18 protein-coding genes are annotated in these 18,712 nt (G+C 74.7%); 10 read left to right on the forward strand and 8 right to left on the reverse strand.

All coding sequences use genetic code 11. From position 1 onward, the window contains the following. Positions 1 to 654: TetR/AcrR family transcriptional regulator (locus ACFWEK_RS07240; protein ID WP_430553601.1), on the reverse strand; the 654-nt coding region annotated here is incomplete at its 3' end. A 95-nt stretch (positions 655 to 749) separates the two neighbouring features. On the opposite strand from ACFWEK_RS07240, the gene ACFWEK_RS07245 reads away from it, so the two are divergent. Beyond that, complete coding sequence (locus ACFWEK_RS07245; RefSeq protein WP_430553602.1) at positions 750 to 1,973, forward strand: pyridoxal phosphate-dependent aminotransferase; 1,224 nt, start codon at positions 750 to 752, stop codon at positions 1,971 to 1,973. Positions 1,974 to 2,070: 97 nt separating this feature from the next. Here the strand turns inward: ACFWEK_RS07245 and ACFWEK_RS07250 are convergent, their stop codons facing one another. Next, positions 2,071 to 2,700: a LysE/ArgO family amino acid transporter gene (locus tag ACFWEK_RS07250; protein WP_430553603.1), complete on the reverse strand. Its 630-nt coding sequence runs from the start codon at positions 2,698 to 2,700 to the stop codon at positions 2,071 to 2,073. Between the two features lie 84 nt (positions 2,701 to 2,784). Between ACFWEK_RS07250 and ACFWEK_RS07255 the strand changes: the two genes are divergently transcribed. Next, entirely contained in the window at positions 2,785 to 3,735 is a 951-nt protein-coding gene (locus ACFWEK_RS07255; RefSeq protein WP_430553604.1) for a LysR family transcriptional regulator ArgP, read from the forward strand. Between the two features lie 24 nt (positions 3,736 to 3,759). On the opposite strand, the gene ACFWEK_RS07260 is transcribed toward ACFWEK_RS07255, so the two are convergent. Together ACFWEK_RS07260 and ACFWEK_RS07265 are read right to left on the reverse strand one after the other, a co-directional pair. Continuing rightward, a complete protein-coding gene (locus ACFWEK_RS07260) occupies positions 3,760 to 5,046 on the reverse strand; it encodes an LCP family protein (RefSeq protein WP_430553605.1) in 1,287 nt (428 codons plus the stop codon). Positions 5,047 to 5,127: 81 nt separating this feature from the next. Continuing rightward, positions 5,128 to 7,449 carry an esterase-like activity of phytase family protein gene (locus tag ACFWEK_RS07265; protein ID WP_430553606.1) on the reverse strand — a complete coding sequence of 774 codons (2,322 nt, stop codon included), beginning with the start codon at positions 7,447 to 7,449 and terminating at the stop codon, positions 5,128 to 5,130. Between the two features lie 174 nt (positions 7,450 to 7,623). On the opposite strand from ACFWEK_RS07265, the gene ACFWEK_RS07270 reads away from it, so the two are divergent. After that, positions 7,624 to 8,004: a PadR family transcriptional regulator gene (locus ACFWEK_RS07270; RefSeq protein ID WP_430546847.1), complete on the forward strand. Its 381-nt coding sequence runs from the start codon at positions 7,624 to 7,626 to the stop codon at positions 8,002 to 8,004. Next, positions 8,004 to 9,356 carry a permease prefix domain 1-containing protein gene (locus ACFWEK_RS07275; RefSeq protein WP_430553607.1) on the forward strand — a complete coding sequence of 451 codons (1,353 nt, stop codon included), beginning with the start codon at positions 8,004 to 8,006 and terminating at the stop codon, positions 9,354 to 9,356. Before ACFWEK_RS07270 ends, ACFWEK_RS07275 begins: the two co-directional genes overlap by 1 nt. A gap of 33 nt (positions 9,357 to 9,389) precedes the next feature. On the opposite strand, the gene ACFWEK_RS07280 is transcribed toward ACFWEK_RS07275, so the two are convergent. Further along, complete coding sequence (locus tag ACFWEK_RS07280) at positions 9,390 to 10,619, reverse strand: multidrug effflux MFS transporter (RefSeq protein ID WP_430553608.1); 1,230 nt, start codon at positions 10,617 to 10,619, stop codon at positions 9,390 to 9,392. 92 nt (positions 10,620 to 10,711) lie between these two features. On the opposite strand from ACFWEK_RS07280, the gene ACFWEK_RS07285 reads away from it, so the two are divergent. Further along, on the forward strand, positions 10,712 to 11,524 hold the full coding sequence (locus ACFWEK_RS07285) for an SOS response-associated peptidase (RefSeq protein ID WP_430553609.1): 813 nt from the start codon (positions 10,712 to 10,714) through the stop codon (positions 11,522 to 11,524). A gap of 9 nt (positions 11,525 to 11,533) precedes the next feature. Here the strand turns inward: ACFWEK_RS07285 and ACFWEK_RS07290 are convergent, their stop codons facing one another. Further along, a complete protein-coding gene (locus ACFWEK_RS07290) occupies positions 11,534 to 12,595 on the reverse strand; it encodes an adenylate/guanylate cyclase domain-containing protein (RefSeq protein WP_430546843.1) in 1,062 nt (353 codons plus the stop codon). A 484-nt stretch (positions 12,596 to 13,079) separates the two neighbouring features. Between ACFWEK_RS07290 and ACFWEK_RS07295 the strand changes: the two genes are divergently transcribed. Continuing rightward, complete coding sequence (locus ACFWEK_RS07295; protein WP_430553610.1) at positions 13,080 to 13,553, forward strand: hypothetical protein; 474 nt, start codon at positions 13,080 to 13,082, stop codon at positions 13,551 to 13,553. 11 nt (positions 13,554 to 13,564) lie between these two features. On the opposite strand, the gene ACFWEK_RS07300 is transcribed toward ACFWEK_RS07295, so the two are convergent. Next, complete coding sequence (locus ACFWEK_RS07300; RefSeq protein ID WP_430553611.1) at positions 13,565 to 14,431, reverse strand: biotin--[acetyl-CoA-carboxylase] ligase; 867 nt, start codon at positions 14,429 to 14,431, stop codon at positions 13,565 to 13,567. Between the two features lie 88 nt (positions 14,432 to 14,519). On the opposite strand from ACFWEK_RS07300, the gene ACFWEK_RS07305 reads away from it, so the two are divergent. Genes ACFWEK_RS07305 through ACFWEK_RS07320 form a run of 4 tightly spaced genes read left to right on the forward strand, consistent with a single transcriptional unit; the run spans position 14,520 to position 17,646 of the window. Continuing rightward, the gene (locus tag ACFWEK_RS07305) at positions 14,520 to 16,172 is read left to right on the forward strand and encodes an acyl-CoA carboxylase subunit beta (protein ID WP_430553612.1); all 1,653 of its coding nucleotides are present in this window, start codon (positions 14,520 to 14,522) and stop codon (positions 16,170 to 16,172) included. 45 nt (positions 16,173 to 16,217) lie between these two features. Next, on the forward strand, positions 16,218 to 16,838 hold the full coding sequence (locus tag ACFWEK_RS07310; RefSeq protein WP_430553613.1) for a hypothetical protein: 621 nt from the start codon (positions 16,218 to 16,220) through the stop codon (positions 16,836 to 16,838). Beyond that, entirely contained in the window at positions 16,835 to 17,077 is a 243-nt protein-coding gene (locus tag ACFWEK_RS07315) for an acyl-CoA carboxylase epsilon subunit (RefSeq protein ID WP_429762479.1), read from the forward strand. Before ACFWEK_RS07310 ends, ACFWEK_RS07315 begins: the two co-directional genes overlap by 4 nt. Further along, positions 17,074 to 17,646 (forward strand): hypothetical protein, encoded by a 573-nt coding sequence (locus ACFWEK_RS07320; protein WP_430553614.1) that lies wholly within the window; start codon positions 17,074 to 17,076, stop codon positions 17,644 to 17,646. Before ACFWEK_RS07315 ends, ACFWEK_RS07320 begins: the two co-directional genes overlap by 4 nt. A gap of 4 nt (positions 17,647 to 17,650) precedes the next feature. Here ACFWEK_RS07320 and ACFWEK_RS07325 read toward each other — a convergent pair. Further along, positions 17,651 to 18,712, reverse strand: a 1,062-nt coding sequence (locus tag ACFWEK_RS07325; protein WP_430553615.1) for a glycerate kinase, incomplete at its 5' end; no start/stop codon positions are given.

An 18,712-nucleotide genomic window follows, 5' to 3' on the forward strand; every position in this document is an offset into this window, starting at 1 on the left:
GGCGAGGAGGCCGAGCTGCGCGGCGCGGGCGGCCTCCGGGTCGACGGGTCGGTCGGCGGCGAGACCGCGGCCGACGAGGTCGGCGAAGAGCGCGACCGCGGCGCGCAGCGCGTCGTCCGACGTCGCGCCGAGCGTGCCCGGCGCGTGCACCAGTCCGACGCCGAAGATCCCGAGCACGCGCACGACCGCCTCGGTGGGGACGGCGGGGTCCACGACGCCCGCGTCCTGCAGCCGCGCGACGTACTCGGCCAGCCACCCGAACCGCTCCGCGTACCGGTCGCCCCCGGCACCGCCGGCCACGTCGCGCACATGGTCGCCGAGCAGCGACGCGTCGCCGACGTACAGCGCCCGCATGAGGGGGTCGGCCAGCAGCGCCTCCATGCCGAACCGGTACACGGCGGGCAGGTCGACCGGCCCGTCGGCCTCGACGGCGCGACGCCGCACCTCGGCGGTGAGGTCCCGGGTGCTGCGCCGCAGGACGGCGTCGAGGATCGCGGCCTTGTCGGGGAGCTCCAGGTAGACGGCGCCCTTGCCGATGCCGGCTCGTGCAGCGACGTCGGCGACGGTCGTACGGGGCCAGCCGTTCTCGAGGATCAGGTCGCGGGCGGCGTCGAGGATGCGCGCACGACGGTCGGGGACGAGCGGACGGGGCACGAGCACCTCCGTAGTGACCAAAGAGTCGAATCTGGTCACTACCCTAGCCGGACACGGGCCGCACCCGCGACCGGCCGGGGCTAGGGTCGAGGACCATGCCGACCTCTCCCCCGCCCGGCCGCTGGAACGACGTCGCCCGCGCGGCCGGACTGCTCGGGGCGGACGGCGCCGTCGCGCAGACGATCTTCGCGGAGATGACGGCGCTCGCCGCGCGCACCGGCGCGATCAACCTGGGGCAGGGCTTCCCCGACGTCGACGGCCCCGCGTTCATCCGCGACGCCGCCAAGGACGCGATCGACGCCGGCCGCAACCAGTACCCGCCCGGCGACGGCGTGCCGGAGCTGCGGCACGCGATCGCCGACCACCAGCGGCGCCGCTACGGGCTCGACGTCGACCCGGACGGCGAGGTGCTGGTCACCACCGGCGCCACGGAGGCGCTGGCCGCGTCGATCCTCGCGCTCGCGGGGCCGGGCGACGAGGTGATCACGCTCGAGCCGTTCTACGACTCGCACGCCGCGAGCATCGCCCTCGCCGGCGCGACGCACGTGCCCGTGGCGCTCACCGCCGAGGGCTTCCGGCTCGACGCCGCGGCCCTGCGCGCCGCGGTCACCCCCCGCACCCGGCTCATCGTGCTGAACACCCCGCACAACCCGACCGGCACGGTGCTCACGCGGGCCGAGCTCGAGCAGGTCGCGGCCGTCGCGCGCGAGGCCGACGCCGTCGTCCTCACCGACGAGGTCTACGAGCACCTCACCTTCGACGACGCCGTCCACGTGCCGGTCGCGACCCTGCCGGGCATGGCGGAGCGCACCCTCACGGTCTCCTCCAGCGGCAAGACGTTCAGCCTCACGGGTTGGAAGGTCGGCTGGGTGCACGGCCCCGCAGAGCTCGTCACGGCCGTGCGCACGGTGAAGCAGTTCCTCACCTACACGTCCGGCGCGCCCTTCCAGCCCGCCATCGCCCGGGCGCTCGCCGACGACGACGCGCCGCGCGCGCTGGCGGCCTCGCTCGCCTCCCGCCGCGACCTGCTGTGCGAGGGGCTCACCGCCGCCGGGTTCGACGTCGTCGTCCCGCAGGGCACCTACTTCGTCGTCGCGGACGGCGCGCACCTGCTGGAGCGGCTCGGCGCCGCCGACGGGCACGAGCTGTGCCGCCGCCTGCCCGAGCTCGCGGGCGTCGTCGGCGTGCCCGTCTCCGCGTTCTGCCGCGCCGGCTCGACGACGGCCGGCGCGCTCGCCTCGCGCGTGCGGTTCACGTTCGTCAAGCGGGAGGACGTGCTGCGCGACGCCGTCGACCGCCTGGGCCGCCTCGCCCGCTGAGCCCGCCACGCAGGCACCGATCCGTTCGGCACCGCGTCCATCTGTTCGGCACGAGGCCATGCCGAACAGACGGAGGAGATGCCGAAGTGACCGGTCTCTACGCCGTGAGCGCCGGCAGCACCAGGCTCACGGCGACGACCAGCATGATCGCGGCGACGACGCCGTCGACGACGCGCCACGCGCCGGGGCGGGCGAGCACGGGCGCGGCCAGCCGCGCGCCGTAGCCGAGGCCGACGAACCACAGGACGCTGGAGACGATCGCGCCGGCCGTGAACAGCCAGCGCGCGTCGCCGTGCGACGCGGCGAGCGAGCCCTGCAGCACGATCGTGTCGAGGTACACGTGCGGGTTCAACCAGGTGAGCGCGAGCGCCATGAGCAGCACGGGCCGCGCGCGCCGTCCGGCGTCGGCGACCGCGCCGTCCGACGCGGCCGCCAGCCCGGCCTCGTCCCCGCGCCACGCCCGGCGCGCCGCGAGCGCGCCGTACCCGAGCACGACGGCGGCGCCGGCCCACCGCGCCACCTCCACGACGGCGGGGTGGCTCACGACGAGCGCCCCGAGCCCCGCGGTCCCGGCGAGGTACAGCACGACGTCGGACGCCGCGCACACCGCGACGACGAGGCCCACGTGCTCGCGGCGCACGCCCTGGCGCAGCACGAAGGCGTTCTGCGCGCCGATGGCGACGATGAGGGACAGGCCGAAGCCGAGGCCGGCGAGGAGCGTGAGCACCCCTCGACGCTAGGTCGGCCACGACATGAAGTCCATCTACGGTTTCTTGATCCGATCAAGCTTCGCTTCATCTACGGTCGAGTCATGCGATGGGACTCCCGCCAGCTCGAGGCGCTCGCCGCCGTCGTCACCGAGGGCTCGTTCGAGGCCGCGGCCCACGCGCTGCACGTCACGCCGTCGGCGGTGAGCCAGCGCGTCCGCGCGCTGGAGAACGCCGCGGGCTCCGTGCTGGTCCGCCGCACCCGCCCCGTCGCGCCCACCGAGCCGGGGCGCACGCTGCTGCGCCTGGCGCGCCAGGTCGAGCTGCTCGGCGCGGAGGCGGTCCGCGAGCTCGGGCCCCGGGACGCCGACGACGACGGCACCGGCGCCCCGCCCCGCCCGGTCACGGTGCCGATCGCCGTCAACGCCGACTCCCTCGCGACCTGGGTGATGCCGGCGCTGGCACGGGTCGAGGGCGTCTGCTTCGACCTCCACCGCGACGACCAGGACCGCACCGTGGACCTGCTGCCGGCCGGCGCCGTGATGGCCGCGATCACGTCGCAGCGCGACGCGGTGCAGGGCTGCACCTCGACGTTCCTCGGCGTCACCCGCTACCGCCCGGCCGCCACCCGGGAGGTGATCGACCGCTGGTTCCCGGACGGCCCCACGATCGAGGCGCTGGGCCGCGCCCCGATGCTCGTGTTCAACCGGGCCGACGACCTCCAGGACGCCTGGCTGCGCGAGCGCGCCGCCGCGGCGGGCGCCGCCGTCCCGGACCCGCCGCGGCACCACGTGCCGAGCACCACGGAGTACGTCGACGGCATCCGCCGCGGCCTGGGGTGGGGCATGTGGGGCCCGCTCCCCGGCCCGGGAGCCCGGTTCGGCATGCTCGACGGCGGGCCGGGCCAGGCCGGCGGACAGGTCGCGCTGCTCGAGGACGACGCCGTCGTCGACGTCCCCATCTACCTGCAGCAGTGGAAGCTGCGCTCGACGGTGCTCGACCGGGTCGCCGGGGCCCTGCAGCAGGAGGCCCGCCGCGCCCTGCCCCAGCGCTGACCTTCCGTCACCGCACGGCGGCGGTCAGGCGCAGACGCCCGGCAGCACGGACGGGCTGGGCGACGGGTCGGGCGAGGCGCCCTTGCCGTCCTTGCCGCCACGGGCGCCGCCGTCCTCGCCGTCGACGGCGTCCGGCGACGCGACCTCGTCGTCGACGGCCGTCGCGCCGTCCGGCGAGGCCGACGCCGTGCCGCTCGGCTCCTCCTCCTTGGCCTCCTTGGCCGGGGCGGTGCCGGGCGGCGCCTCGTCGGCGCGGATCCGCTCCCAGATCGCGTCGGCCTCGGACGTCCAGACGACACGGTTGGGGTCGCTCGGCGCGGTGGCCACCGGCACCGACGTGAACACGATCTGCGACGGGTCGAGGTCGCGGATGCTCCATGCGAGGCCCGCGAGCGCCGTCGGGCTCGCGAGCTCGGGGTCCGTGGAGATGGAGCCGAGGATCTCGCGCACCATCCGGTACAGGCGCGGCGAGTCGGTGATGATGTTCTGCGACAGGATCTCGCGCATCGCGGCGTCGAAGAACGCCTGCTGCCGTTCGATGCGCTTGAGGTCGCTGCCGATCTCCAGGCCCATGCCCTCGCCCTTGCGGGCGCGCAGGAAGTTGATCGCGGTGTACCCGTCGAGCTTCTGCTTCCCCTCCGGCAGGTCGAGGTCCACGCGCTGGCCCTTCACGGGCTCGGGCAGGCACATCGTGACCCCGCCGATGGCGTCGACGACGCCGATCACGCCGGTCATCTGCACCACCATGTGGTCGGCGATCCGCACCCCGGTGAGCTTCTCGACGGTGCGGATGGTGCACGCGGCCGCGCCGGTGACGTCCTTGTCCGGCCCGCCGCCGAGCGAGAAGGAGGAGTTGAACATGGCGTTCGTCTGCGGCGCGGTCTCGCCGCCGCCGGGGAGCTTGCAGGCGGGGATGTCGACGAGGGAGTCGCGCGGGATGGACACGGCCTCGATGCGGCTGCGGTCGCCCGACAGGTGCACCAGCAGCGTCGTGTCCGAGTGGAACTCGTCGCCCTCCCCGGCGATCTCGGCGTTGGCCTCGTCGCGGAAGTCCGTACCCATCACCAGGATGTTGAGGTCCTTGCCCGCGAACGGGTCGGTCGGGTCCTGCTCCGCCGGGACCTCGGGCGGGCGGTCGTCGCCGGCGAGGAGGTCGTCGACGTCGGAGACGCCGATCTGGGAGCGCAGGTCGACGAACGACGCCACCGCGGTCGCCGCCACGAACGCCACCACCGCGGTGACGACGAGGGCGATCGTACGGACGACCCGGTGCGAGGCGAGGCTTGACGCGTGCCGTGGCAGGGTCCGCACAAGCGCGATCCTAGGGCCTGAGCAGCACGTTCGCGCGAGGGGTGCCCCGGGCGACCACGGGATCACCCCCCGCGCTACCGGTCATCGCCGGGCGGCGACGGCCTCGACCGCGAGGCCGGGCTGGTCCGAGAAGACGCCGTCGAGACCGGTGTCGAGGAACGTGTCGAGCTCGGCCGCCATGTCGCCGTGCGCGGCGGGGTCCGCCGACGAGCGGTGCCCGAGCGGGAGGAACTGGTTCTCGGCGCGGAACGTCCAGGCGTAGGCCTCCAGCCCCGCGCGGTGCGCGTCGCGGACCACGGAGGTCGGCCGGCCGAGCGTGCCGTCCGCCGCGCGCGGGACGACGACGTTCTTCTCCAGGCTCGCGATGTCGGCGTACCGGGCCAGGTCGCGCAGGCCGCGCGGGGTGACGAGGTCGGCGTAGGTGCGCGGGTCGCCGGCGGCCACCAGGTCGTACGGCGCTCCGGTCGCGGAGACGTTGAGCGCGAGGCGCACGTCGGTGCGCCGGTCGAGCTCGCGCAGGTTGGTGGTCTCGAAGGACTGCACGACGACGGGCGCGCGCCGCGAGTCGAGGCCGTTCGCGGCGAGCTCGGCCACGAGCGGGTCGGTCAGCGGCAGCCCGATGGACGCGAAGTACGTGGGGTGCTTCGTCTCGGGCGCTACGCCGACCGGCCGGCCGTCGCAGGTCTCGGAGTGGCGGGCGAGGTCGAGCACCTCGTCGAGGGTGGGCACCTGGTACAGGCCGTCGTAGGCGGTGTTGTCCGGGCGGAGCTCGGGCAGCCGCTCCGTGGCGCGCAGCGTCCTCAGCTCGGCGAGCGTGAAGTCCTCGGTGAACCAGCCCGTGACCGGCTTGCCGTCGATCGTCCTCGTGCTGCGGCGGTCGGCGAACTCCGGGTGCTCGGCGACGTCTGTCGTGCCGCCGATCTCGTTCTCGTGCCGGGCCACGAGCACGCCGTCCTTGGTCGGCACGACGTCGGGCTCGATGACGTCCGCGCACTGCAGGATCGCCTGCTCGTAGGCGGCGAGCGTGTGCTCGGGCCGGTACCCGGACGCGCCGCGGTGCCCGATGACGGTGACGCCGTCGTCCCGCGTGCGCTGCTTCTCCAGGTCGACGACGACCATCTCGGTGTCGTCGGGAGTGCCCGGGTTCCGCGCCGCGTTGCCCGGGTAGTTGTTGTCGTTCCCGATGAGGATGCGGCCGTCGCGCAGCCGGAGCACCGTCTCGAACGACTGCACGGGCAGCGCGTACGTCTCGCCCAGGCCGTACCCCTCCCCCGCGTCGATGCCGTCAGGGTTCTCCACCCGCAGCGCATCGAGGACGAGCTCCTTGTGCAGGTACCCTCTACCGCCGCCTTCCCGGTCCGTCTCGCTCAGGTCGATCTCGTAGACCCGCTTGGTCACGGAGGCGGGGCCCTCGAAGTCGTCCCGCTCCACGATCCAGAAAGAGTCCTTGCCGACGGCGAACGCGTCGCCGAGCACGTTGGCCTCCTGGTCGGTCTGGTAGTCCCACGTGCGGCCGGTGTACTCGCCGCGGCGGGTGTCGAACTCGTGGATGACGCGGCGACGCTGGTCGGCGTCGGCGACCAGGGCCCCCTCGAGCACCGGGTACAGGTAGCGCCCGCCCTTGACCCCGGCCATCGCCTCGAAGCCGCGGCTGGCGCGCACGGTGGGCTCCTCGCCGTCGGCGAGGTACGGGTTCTGCGGCGACCTCAGGCCGCCAGGCAGCTCGTACGGCTTCTCCAGCAGCGTGCCGTCCGCGTCGAAGTGCAGCAGGAACGGGCCGAACTCCTCGCCCACCCACAGCGTGCCGTCGTCCGCCCGCACCACGGACTCGACGTCGAAGTCCGCGCCGGTGAGCAGGCGCTCGTCCGTGTCCTCGTTGACGATGTCGAAGTCCAGCACGTGGTTCTCGTCGTCGTAGGAGATGTGGTCCAGCACCTCGATCTCGCCCGAGCCGCTGCCCCGACCGCCGCCGGTGTCCCAGTCCGGCTTCACGAGGTAGCTGCGGAGCAGGAAGTCCGCCGAGTTGCCCTGGCTGCCGAAGCCGTTGTCCGGCTGCGCCCAGAACGTGCCGTCGCCGTTGTCGACCATCGCCGAGAAGCCCGGGATCACCTGACCGTCCCACGGCCCCTGCCGGCCGTTGGCGGCGGAGGCCTGGGAGCCGGACGGCGGCCCCTCGGCGAGGAAGTCCGCGGACAGCGTCGCGCGCCCCTCGAGCGTCGGGACGAGGTGGGTCGTGACGGCGCCCGGTCGCCCGTGGCCGGGCGTCGCGCGATTCGTGCCGTGGTCGCCGAGGCGCCCGTCCGCGAGGGCGGCGGTGCCGGCCGCGGTGGTGAGCGCGACCGCCGCGGCGGCGCCGGCCGCGACGAGGCGCAGGGCGCGAGCCTGGTTCGGTGAGCGAGTCATGGCCCGATCCCACCGGCGCTCCGCGACGGCTCGACGAACCCTGGATGAACGCCGGGCGACGATCCCGTGGCGCCTGAGGAGCCCGGAGCCGAACCACCCGGTCACCCCCTCCCGGGCGATGCCTAGATCTGCTAGGTTCAACACCCCTAGCAGATCTAGACATAGGAGCCCGAGGTGCGCTTCGACAAGGACCTGGTGGCGGCGTCCGCCACCCCGCTGGTGCTCGGCATCCTCGCGGAGGGCGAGTCCTACGGGTACGCCATCCTCAAGCGGGTCACGGAGCTCTCCGGCGGCCGCATGCAGTGGACCGACGGGATGCTCTACCCCCTCCTGCACCGCCTCGAGCGCCTGGGCCTGGTCGTCGCGACCTGGGGCACCTCCGAGGCCGGCCGGCGCCGCAAGCACTACGCCCTCACCCCGGCCGGGCACGACGCGCTCGCCGAGCGCCAGGAGCAGTGGTCCGTCGTCGCGGACGTGCTGCACCAGGTCTGGCGGTCCGCCCAGCAGGCGGCCCAGGCTCCGGCCCGCCCCGCCGTCGCGGAGGGCTGGGCCTGATGGCCTCCCGCGAGCGCCTCGAGGCGCAGATCGACCAGTGGCGCTCGTACGTGCAGCGCCACCGCGCCATCGCGCCCGCCGACGTGGACGAGATGGAGGACCACCTGCGCGGCCGGGTCGACGACCTCACCGCGACGGGCCTCGACGACGACGAGGCGTTCCTCGTCGCGGTGCGCCGCATGGGCAACCTCGACGCCGTCTCGCACGAGTTCGCGCGCGAGCACTCGGAGCGGCTGTGGAAGCAGCTCGTCCTCGTCCCGGGCGACGACCCCGCGCAGGCGTCCGGCCCGGCGTGGCGCGAGCTCGCCGTCGTCCTCGCGCTCGCCGTCGGCGCGGGGATCGCGGTGAAGGTGGCGCTCGCGGCCTTCGACACGGACTCGGCGCTGCTGCGCAACGTCCCCCTCATGACGGCGCCCTTCCTGGCCGCCTACTTCGTCTGGAAGCGCCGCGTCGCGTGGCGCGTGGTCGCCGCCCTGCTGGTCCCGTACGCGCTGCTCGCCGTCGTGCTCAACGTCTACCCGTACGTCGACACCGGGTCGACCGTCGTCCTCGCGGCGATCCACGCCCCCGTCGTGCTGTGGGCGCTGGTCGGCGTAGTCTACGTGGGCGGCCGCTGGCGGGACCAGGACCCGCGGATGGACTTCGCGCGCTTCACCGGCGAGCTCGTCGTCTACGTGACGCTGCTGGCCATCGGCGGCGGGGTGCTGCTGGGCCTCACGGCCGCGACCCTGAGCCTCGTCGGCGTGGACATCGAGCCCGCGATGGAGAGCTGGATCATGCCGTTCGCGGTGCCGGGCGCCGTCGTCGTCGGGGCGTGGCTCGTCGAGGCGAAGCAGGACGTCGTGGAGAACATCGCCCCCGTCCTCACGCGCGTCTTCACGCCGCTGACCACGGTGATGCTGCTGGTGACGCTCGTCGTCCTGCTCGGCGCCGGCGGGCTCGCCGACGTCGAGCGCGAGCTGCTCATCCTCATGGACGCGATCCTCGTGCTGGTGCTCTGCCTGCTGCTGTACTCCGTCTCGGCCCGCGACTCGCTCGCCCGCCCGGGCTGGTTCGACGGCCTGCAGCTGGTGCTCGTCGCGGCCGCGCTCGCCGTGGACGCCGTCGCGCTCACGGCGATGCTCACCCGTATCGCCGAGTTCGGCCTCAGCCCCAACAAGGTGGCCGCCCTCGGCCTCAACCTGCTGCTCCTGGTGCACCTGGCCCGGTCCGGGCTGCTCCTGCTCGGCTTCTTGCGCGAGCGGCAGCCGTTCGGCGCACTGGTCCGGTGGCAGACGCGCTTCCTGCCCGTCTACGCGGTGTGGGCGGCGCTCGTGGTGGTGGCGTTCGGGCCGGTCTTCGGCTTCGCCTAGGACGCCGTCGGCCGCGGCGAGCGTCAGGGTCCGTCAGGCCAGCTTGACCCAGCCGTCCTTGCGGTAGGCGGGCGTGGCGAACGCGAGCACGGCGATCGCGCAGGCCAGCGCGACGAGCATCACCCAGGACATCGCGACGGCGTCGCCACCGAGCACGCCCACCAGCGGCGACACGAGGCCGGCGACGCCGGACTGCACGGCGCCGATGACCGCGGCCGCGGTGCCCGCGCGCTCGCCGTGCCGGGACAGCGCGATGGCCGACGCGTTGGCGGGGATCAGCCCCTGGAAGGCGAGCACCACCCACAGCATCGCGAGGAGGCCGATCAGCCCGCCGGCCCCGGTGAGGGCCACCGCCAGCAGCCCCACCGCGACGACGCCCTGGATCGCGAGCGCGGCGCGCAGCAGCCGGATGGGCGCCACCCGCCGCACCAGCGCGGCGTTCACCTGCGCGGACAGCACCAGGCCCAGGCCGTTGACGGCGAACAGGACGGAGAACTGCCCGTGGCTCAGCCCGTAGCCCTCCTGGAAGATGAACGGCGAACCGACCACGTAGCTCATCAGCACGGCCTGCCCGAGCCCCGGGATGACGGCGAGCGCCATGAACTGCTTGTCCTTGACCAGCGTGCGGTAGCCGGCGAACACGCTGCGCGCACCGCCGGTCTGCCGTCGTCCGGCCGGGAGCGTCTCCGGCATGAACCGCCACACGACCAGGCCCATCGCCACGCCCGCGAGCGCCAGGAAGCCGAAGACCCAGCGCCAGCCCGCCGCCGCGGCGACGGCGGAGCCGAAGGTCGGCGCCAGCATGGGCGCGACGCCGATGACGAGCATCAGCCGGGACAGGATGCGCGCGGCCTCGGCGCCGACGAACCGGTCGCGCACGACCGCCATCGCCGCGACGCCGCACGCGGCGTTGAAGAAGCCCTGCAGGAGGCGCAGCCCCACGAGGACGGTCATGTTCGGCGCGAACGCGCACAGGATCGACGTCACGACGTGCAGCGCGAGGCCCCACATGAGGGGCGCCCGGCGCCCGAAGCGGTCGGACAGCGGGCCGATCGTGAGCTGGCCCAGGGCGCCGCCGATGAGCATCACGGAGACGGACAGCTGCGCGAACGAGGCGGAGGAGCCCAGGTCCGCCGCCACCTCGGGCAGCGACGGCAGGTACATGTCGACGGTGAACGCCGGCAGCGCCGCGAGCGCCCCGAGCATGATGACCCAACGGTACGGAGAGCGGGCGCGCGGAAGTCTCGCGGAGTCGTCGGGCATGGCCACCATCGTATCGAATCGTTACGACCAGGCCCAGGGAGAATCCCCCGGCCGGCCGCCCGGGTGTCGGTGGGATGCGTCACGATGGACCCATGTGCGGCCGCTACGCGTCCTTCCGTGACGCCCAGGACATCGCCGACGACCTCGCCGTCGCCGAGATCGCGGAGGACGCGCGCCTCCTGCCCCCGTCGTGGAACGTCGCCCCCACCGACCCCGTGCGCATCGTCGTCGAGCGCCCGCGGCGGCTCGAGGGCGGGCAGACCGGGGAGATCACCCGCTCCCTCCGGCTGGCGCGCTGGGGGCTCGTGCCGTCGTGGGCCAAGGACCCGTCGATCGGCGCGCGCATGATCAACGCGCGCACCGAGACCCTGATCGACAAGTCCGCGTTCGCGAAACCCCTCGGCCTCCGGCGCTGCCTGCTGCCGGCCGACGGCTACTACGAGTGGCGCAAGCTCGAGCTGCCGCCCGGCGCCCCCGCGCGGGGCGGGTCGAAGGGCGGGTCGAAGGGCAAGGTGCCGAAGCAGCCGTACTGGATCCACCCGGACGACGGCGGCGTCGCGGCGCTCGCCGGCCTGTACGAGTTCTGGCGGGACCGGACCAAGGCCGACGACGACCCCGACCGCTGGCTCGTCTCCGCGACGGTGATCACCACGGCAGCGTCGCAGGACCTGGAGCGCATCCACGACCGGATGCCCGTGGTGCTGCCGCGGGCGTCGTGGGACGCCTGGCTCGACCCCGCGGTCGGGGCCGAGCAGGCGATGGGCATCGTCACGGGCCCGCAGGTCGGGATGGCGACGCGTCCGGTGGGCGACGCCGTCGGGTCGGTGCAGAACAACCGGCCGTCCCTGCTCGACGTCGACCCCGACCCGCGGGACCCGGACGTGGTCGCCGTCGGCCGCGACTGAGGATCTCGGTCAGGCGCCGGTGTAGGCGCGCTGCAGCCGCACCGGCGTGATCTCGCCGATGCCCTGCACCTCCTGGGGCGGCTGCGCCGTCAGGGCGTAGCGGGACGACGACGCGAGGAGGGACGCCGTGTGCGGGTCCACCAGCACGGTGGCCGGCTCGGCGAGCTCGGTGATGCGGGAGGCGAGGTTGACGTCGGAGCCGAACACGTCGCCGAACCGCGACAGCACCCGCCCCCACACGAACGCGACGCGCACGGGGATCTCGGGGTCGGTGGCGTGCGGCGCGGCCAGGCCGAGCGCCACCTCGGCGCCCGTCGTCACGTCGTCGGCCACGAACAGCACCGCGTCGCCGATGGTCTTGACGACACGACCGCCGGCCTCGGTGATGACGTCGCGGGCGCGGGACTCGAAGAGCTGCACGAACTCCGACAGCTCCTGCGACCCGAGGCCCGCGGTGCGCTTGGTGAACGAGACGATGTCGGCGAACCCGACGGCGCGCGGCAGCGGTAGCTCGTCGTCGTGCGCCTCCTGGGTGCCGCGACGCGCGCCGCCGAACTCGGTGGCCAGCCGCCCCGTGAGCGCGGCGAGCTGGCGCCGCCAGGCGTGCTCGAGCTGGCGCGACAGCTGCGAGGTGAGGTCCGGCATGCGGTCGATGGCGGCGAGCCGCGCGCTCACGTCGTCCAGGCCGTCGCGGCGGCTGAGGTGCTCGACGAACGCCTCCACCTGCCACAGGGCGAGCCGGTCCGTGGTGTGCCCGAGGGAGCGGATGAGCGTCATCTGGGCCTGCTCGTCGAGCCGCTCGGCGTCCACGAGCTCGCCGATCTCGCGCAGCGCCTGCATGTCCGCGTCGGTGAACCCCACCTCGGCGGGGTGGGTGACGGGCAGCCCCAGCCAGCGCCAGTAGTTCTCGATGAACTCCTGCGACAGCCCGGTGCCCTCCACGAGGTCGGACAGCGTGTACCGGCGCGGGCCGCCGAGGATCGCCTCGTCCAGGCGGGCCGCGGTGTCCCCCGCCCGCCGGGCGTCGTCGTCCGTCGGCAGACCGGGTCCCGTCGTGGTGTCGCTCGTCACGCCCCCACTGTAGTCAGCGCGGGCTGTGCCCCGGCTGGGAGCCCCGGGCCGGCGCCCGATGAGTTCGCGTCCCGCCGGCGGTCGATGAGCACGTCCCGACCACGACGCCCGCGCGAGAGGAACGCGACGATGCCCCACGACCACACGACGAGGCCGGCACGAAGCTTTCGCTTCGGGGTCGTCGCCCCCGTCGGCACCGACCTCCCCGCGTGGCGGGACCAGGCTCGCCGGATCGCCGACCACGGGTACTCGACCCTCCTGATGCCCGACGTCCAGCAGTGGCAGCCGGCACCCGGCCCTACCCTGGCGGTCGCGGCGACGCTCGCCGACGTCCGCGTCGGCACCTGGGTGTACGCCTCGCCGCTGCGCCCGGCCCGCACCATGGCCTGGGAGGCGCACTCGCTGTCGGTGCTCACCGAAGGCCGGTTCGAGATGGGCCTCGGCGCCGGGCGGCCCGGCATCGAGGACGCTGCGGGAGCTGGGCATGCCGGTCCTCTCCGCCGAGCGACGACTGGCGCGCATGGCCGAGGCGGTCACGCTGCTCCGCCGGCTCGACGGCGCGGCGCGGCGCACGCCGGTCGTGATGGCGGTGCGGGGCCCGAAGGCCCGCGCCCTCGCCGCCGACCTCGCGGACACGGCCGCGGTCGCGATCATGCCGGACGACCCGCGGGCCGTGACGATGGGGATCGCGGCGGACCTGCGGTCACGCGCGGACCTCGAGCTGGCGTTCCACGCGGCCGTGGTCGGCGATGCCGTCTCCCCGTTCATGGCACCGCCCGACACCGACACCGGCGCGCTGCGCGCGGCGGACTCGCTGCTGCAGCTGCCCGCCGACCCCGGGGCGGCCACCGAGGAGATCCTGCGGCGACGCGAGGAGGGCGGCTTCTCGTACGTCGTCGTCGGTGCGAACGCCGCCGACCGGCTCGCTCCCGTGGTCGCCGAGCTCGCCGGCCGCTGACACGACCACGGTCATGCCGTGCGCAGGTGGTGCACGTCCCCGGCCGTCACGGTCCGCTCCCCGCCCGCCGTCGCCAGCACCAGCGCGCCGTCGGCGGCGACACGCACCGCCTCGCCCTCCACCACGTCGCGGCCGCCGGCGAGCTCGGCGCGCACCGCCGTGCCGAGCGTGGCCGACGCCGCCGCGTACCGCGCCGCGAGCCCGGCCGCGACGGCGTCCCCGCCGGCGGCCTCCAGGTCCGCCACGACGCCGACGAGCTCGCGCACGAGCGTGCCGAGCAGCGCGCCGCGGTCGGCCCGCGCCCCCTCGAGCGCGAGCGACGTCGCGGTCGGCACGGGCAGCTCGGCCGCGGACTGGTCCACGTTCAGCCCGACGCCGACGACGACGGCGGCGGGCCCCTGACCGTCGAGGGCCGGCACCACCTCGGCCAGCACGCCCGCCACCTTGCGGAACGGCCCCAGCCCGGCCGCGTCGTCGGCGGCCGGCAGCAGCACGTCGTTGGGCCACTTCACCGCGGCCCCGGGCACCCCGGCGGCGTCCACCGCGCGCGCGACGGCGAGGCCGGCGAGCAGCGGCAGCCAGCCCAGCCGGGCGGGCTCGAGCCGCGGGCGCAGCAGCAGCGAGACGGTGAGCGCGGCGCGCGGCGGCGTCTGCCACCCGCGCCCCGCACGCCCCCGCCCCGCCGTCTGGTGCTCGGCGACGAGCGCCGCGGGCGCGGGCCACTCCCCCGGCGCCCGGCGGACGGCGTCGGCCAGGTCGGCGTTCGTGGAACCGGACGCCTCGACGACGTCGAGGCGGGCGAGGGGGCCGGACGGCGCGAGCAGGTCGCGGCGCAGGGCGGGGAGATCGAGGGGGTCTCGGCGGGGGTCGTGGCTCACGTCCCCGATCGTCCCGCATCTCACCGCCACCGACCCTTTGTGGGGTCCCTCCAAAGAATCCGGGCGGGCCGCAGCCTGTCGCGCATCGATGCGTGGCAACCCACCAACTAGGGTCGGTCGGGTGAACGACGCCACCTCCTCGACCGACATCGAGTCGCCCGCCCTCTCCGGCACCGCCGCCAAGCTCGCCGACCTGGAGCGCCGGCGGGCCGAGGCCGTGACCGACGCCGAGGAGAAGGCGAAGGCGCGGCAGCACCCGCGCGGCAAGAAGACGGCCCGCGAGCGCATCGAGGCGCTGCTGGACGAGGGCAGCTTCGTCGAGCTCGACGCGCTGGCCATGCACCGCAGCCGCAACTTCGGCCTCGACAAGCGGCGCGTCGCGGGCGACGGCGTCGTGACCGGCCACGGCACGGTCGACGGGCGCCAGGTGTGCGTGTTCAGCCAGGACTTCACGGTCTTCGGCGGCTCGCTCGGCGAGGTGCACGGCGAGAAGATCGCCAAGGTGCAGGACCTCGCGCTGCGCACCGGCGTGCCGATCATCGGCATCTCGGACGGCGGCGGGGCGCGCATCCAGGAGGGCGTCGCGGCGCTGACGCAGTTCGCCGAGATGTTCCGGCGCAACGTCGCGGCCTCCGGCGTGATCCCGCAGATCTCGCTCATCCTCGGTCCCAGCGCGGGCGGCGCCGTCTACTCCCCCGCCCTGACCGACTTCATCGTCATGGCGGACGGCACGTCCAACATGTTCATCACCGGCCCGGACGTGATCCGCACGGTGACGGGCGAGGACGTCGACTTCGAGACCCTCGGCGGCGGCCGCACGCACAACGCGACGTCGGGCGTGGCGCACTACCTGGGCGCGGACGAGGACGACGCGATCGACTACGTGCGCCACCTCGTGGGTTACCTGCCGCAGAACAACCTCGGCGACGCGCCGTCGTTCCCGCCCGAGGACGAGACGCCGCTGGAGGTCACCGAGGACGACGAGGCGCTCGACGTCATCGTCCCCGACAGCGACAACCAGCCCTACGACATGCGCGCCGTCATCGAGACGGTCCTCGACCCCGAGTCGTTCCTCGAGGTGCAGCCGCTCTTCGCGCAGAACGTGCTGATCGGGTTCGGCCACGTCGAGGGCCAGTCGGTGGGCATCATCGCCAACCAGCCGCTGTCCATGGCGGGCACCCTCGACATCGACGCCGCCGAGAAGGCGGCCCGGTTCGTGCGCACCTGCGACGCGTTCAACCTGCCCGTGCTGACCTTCGTCGACGTCCCCGGCTTCCTGCCCGGCGTCGGCCAGGAGCACCAGGGCATCATCCGGCGCGGCGCCAAGCTCATCTACGCGTACGCCGAGGCGACCGTCCCGCTGGTCACCGTCATCACGCGCAAGGCCTACGGCGGGGCGTACATCGTCATGGGTTCCAAGCAGCTCGGGGCGGACGTCAACCTCGCCTGGCCGACGGCGCAGGTCGCGGTGATGGGCGCGTCGGGGGCGGTGAACATCCTGCAGCGCTCGGCGCTCAAGGAGGTCGCCGAGTCCGGCGGTGACGTCGAGGCGGAGCGGCAGCGCCTCACGGACGAGTACACCGAGGCGATCGTCAACCCGTGGGACGCCGCCGAGCGCGGCTACGTGGACGCCGTCATCCGCCCGTCCGAGACGCGCGTGCAGGTGGTGCGCGCGCTGCGGGCGCTGCGCACCAAGCGCGCGAGCCTGCCGCCCAAGAAGCACGGCAACATCCCCCTGTGACACCGTCGGTGGTTGAGCGCCGTCGAAACCGGGAAGAATGAGCAGATGAGCCACGAGGACGCCACGCACGGACCCGCCCCGCTGGGGTCGGTCGACCCCGAGCCGATGCACCGCGCCGTCGACGCGCTGGCGGCCGCCCTGCACGAGTACGTGCAGACCGCGGTCGGCGTGCGCGCCGAGTTCGGCGCCTCCGAGGCGGACGAGGACCCGCGCGTGCTCGCGCTGGAGAACCGGGTGGGCCAGCTCAACGCCTCCGTCTTCGACGCGCTGCACGACGGGCTGGGCATGCACCCCGACCTGACGAGCTCCGTGTGGGAGGGTGACGAGGAGGAGGACGAGCACACCCACGACGCCCCGGAGGGCGCCGTGCCGGCCGAGGTGTTCTACCTCGGCTTCGTCGTGGCCGACCCGACGCCCGGCTCGCCCGGCACCCTGGACGGCGTCGTCGAGCTGCTCGACGAGGCCGGCGGTGACGTCGCGCAGCGCCTGTTCGACGGCGGCTACGAGGTCGCGGAGTGGGCGACGTCGCGTGGGGCGGCGGTGGAGTTCGGCGACGACGACCTCGACGACGAGCTGGACGACCGGCTGGACGACCGGCTGGACGACCGGCTGGACGACCGGTTGGACGACGAGGACGGCGACGACCCGCTCGGGGGTGCGCGATGAGCAACGAGGTGCGCGTGGTGCGCGGTCGGCCCGACGACGTCGAGGTCGCCGCGCTGGTGGCCGGGCTCGCGGCGGTCGCGTCGGCGAGCGGGCTGCCCGACGACGAGGCCCCCGTCGAGGAGTGGACCAACCGCGCCCGCACGGTGCGCGGCAACGGCGCGGGCGTGACCGCGAAGAGCTTCGGCGGTCGCTGGGGCCGCCACAACGCCGACGCGTGGCGCTGGAGCCTGCACTCGTGAGCGTCGTCTGGCAGCAGGTCGAGAGCCCCGACGAGGTCGACGCGCCGCTGGAGGAGCTGCCCGCGCCCCCGCGCCCGGGCTGGCTGCGACGGTGGCTGTGGGCGCCCGCCCTCGTGGTCACCGCCGGCCTCTACGTGCTGCGGCGCACGATCGAGGACCCGTCCGGCGAGCTCGAGCTGTGGCTGTTCATGGGCATGCTCGCCGGCCTCATGGTCACCGCCGTCGCCGCCCTGGTCCGCTACCGGGACGACCAGCGCCAGGCCACCGAGGGGCGCGACGCCGCGGCGTTCGGCGCGGACAGGCGGTCGGTCACCGGATCGGTCTCCGTGAACGAGCGCCGCACGAGCTCCGGCCTCCTGCTCAGCGGCGTGGTGTCCTACCCGACGGACGACGGCACGGCCGACCGCCCCTACTCGTCCCTGGTGCGGCCGGACGACGAGGAGCGGCTGCCTCCGCCGCGTGACGGCGACCCGGTCGCCGTCTGGTGGGCGCCGGGCACCGAGACCGTCGTGGTGCGATACCACCGCGACTGGGCCGACGCCGTCCGCCGCCGCACCCGCAAGCGCTGACGCGTCAGCGCGACGCGCGCCCGGCCGCGAACAGCCGGCACGCGTGCGCGGCCGTGCGCTCCAGCTCGACCTCGGCGTCGCGGGAGAGCTCGGCGAGCGTGCGTGGCCCCGGCGCGAGGGAGAACGCCCCCGCGATCCCGGCCTCCGCGACCCGGGCGGGCGTGAGCTCCACGCCGCCCGCCACGACGACGACCGCCGCGCGGCCGGCCACGAGCCGCACCACGGTGTCGACGACCTTGCCGTGCAGGGACTGCTCGTCGAGGCGGCCCTCCCCGGTGAGCACGAGGTCGGCGCCCTCGAGCGCGTCCACGAGCCCCACCGCCTCGGCGACGAGCTCGCCGCCGGGCACCAGCTCCGCGCCGAGCGCGGCCGACAGGCCCACCGGCAGCCCGCCCGACGCGCCGGCACCCGGCAGGTCGCGCGCGTCGTGACCGGTCGCGGCGGCGAGGGCGTCGGCGAGGTGCGCGAGCCCGTCGTCGAGCAGCGCGACGTCCTCCGGCGTCGCGCCCTTCTGCGGCCCGAAGACGGCGGCCGCCCCGCGCGACCCGAGCAGCGGGTTGTCGACGTCGCACGCGATGCGCCACCGCAGCGTGCGGGCGCGGGCGTCGAGGCCGGACAGGTCGACGGAGGCCAGGGTGCGCAGGCCGCCACCACCCGGAGGGACGGGGGCGCCGGCCGCGTCGAGGAACCGGGCGCCGAGGTCGGTCAGGAGCCCCGCCCCGCCGTCGGTCGAGGCCGACCCGCCGACGAACAGGACGGCCTCCTCGGCGTCCGGGGCGGCGTCGAGCGCGGCGAGCACCACCGTGCCGACGCCGTGGCTGGTCGCGTCCAGCGGCCGCAGCGCGACGTCCGAGACCTTCGGCAGCCCGTAGGCCTCCGCCGCCTCGACCGCGAGGGTGCGGCCGTCGGGCGAGACGCCGTAGCGCGCGGTGGTCGGGCGCCCGAGGGCGTCGGTCGTGGCGCAGGTCCGGGGCTCCTCGCCCCACGCCCCGAGGATCGCGTCCAGGGTGCCCTCGCCGCCGTCGGCGAACGGCACGGCGCGCACGTCGGCGTCGCCGCCCAGGGC

Origin of the sequence: Isoptericola sp. NPDC060257 (assembly GCF_042726645.1) — a bacterium.
Lineage (GTDB): Bacteria > Actinomycetota > Actinomycetes > Actinomycetales > Cellulomonadaceae > Isoptericola > Isoptericola nanjingensis.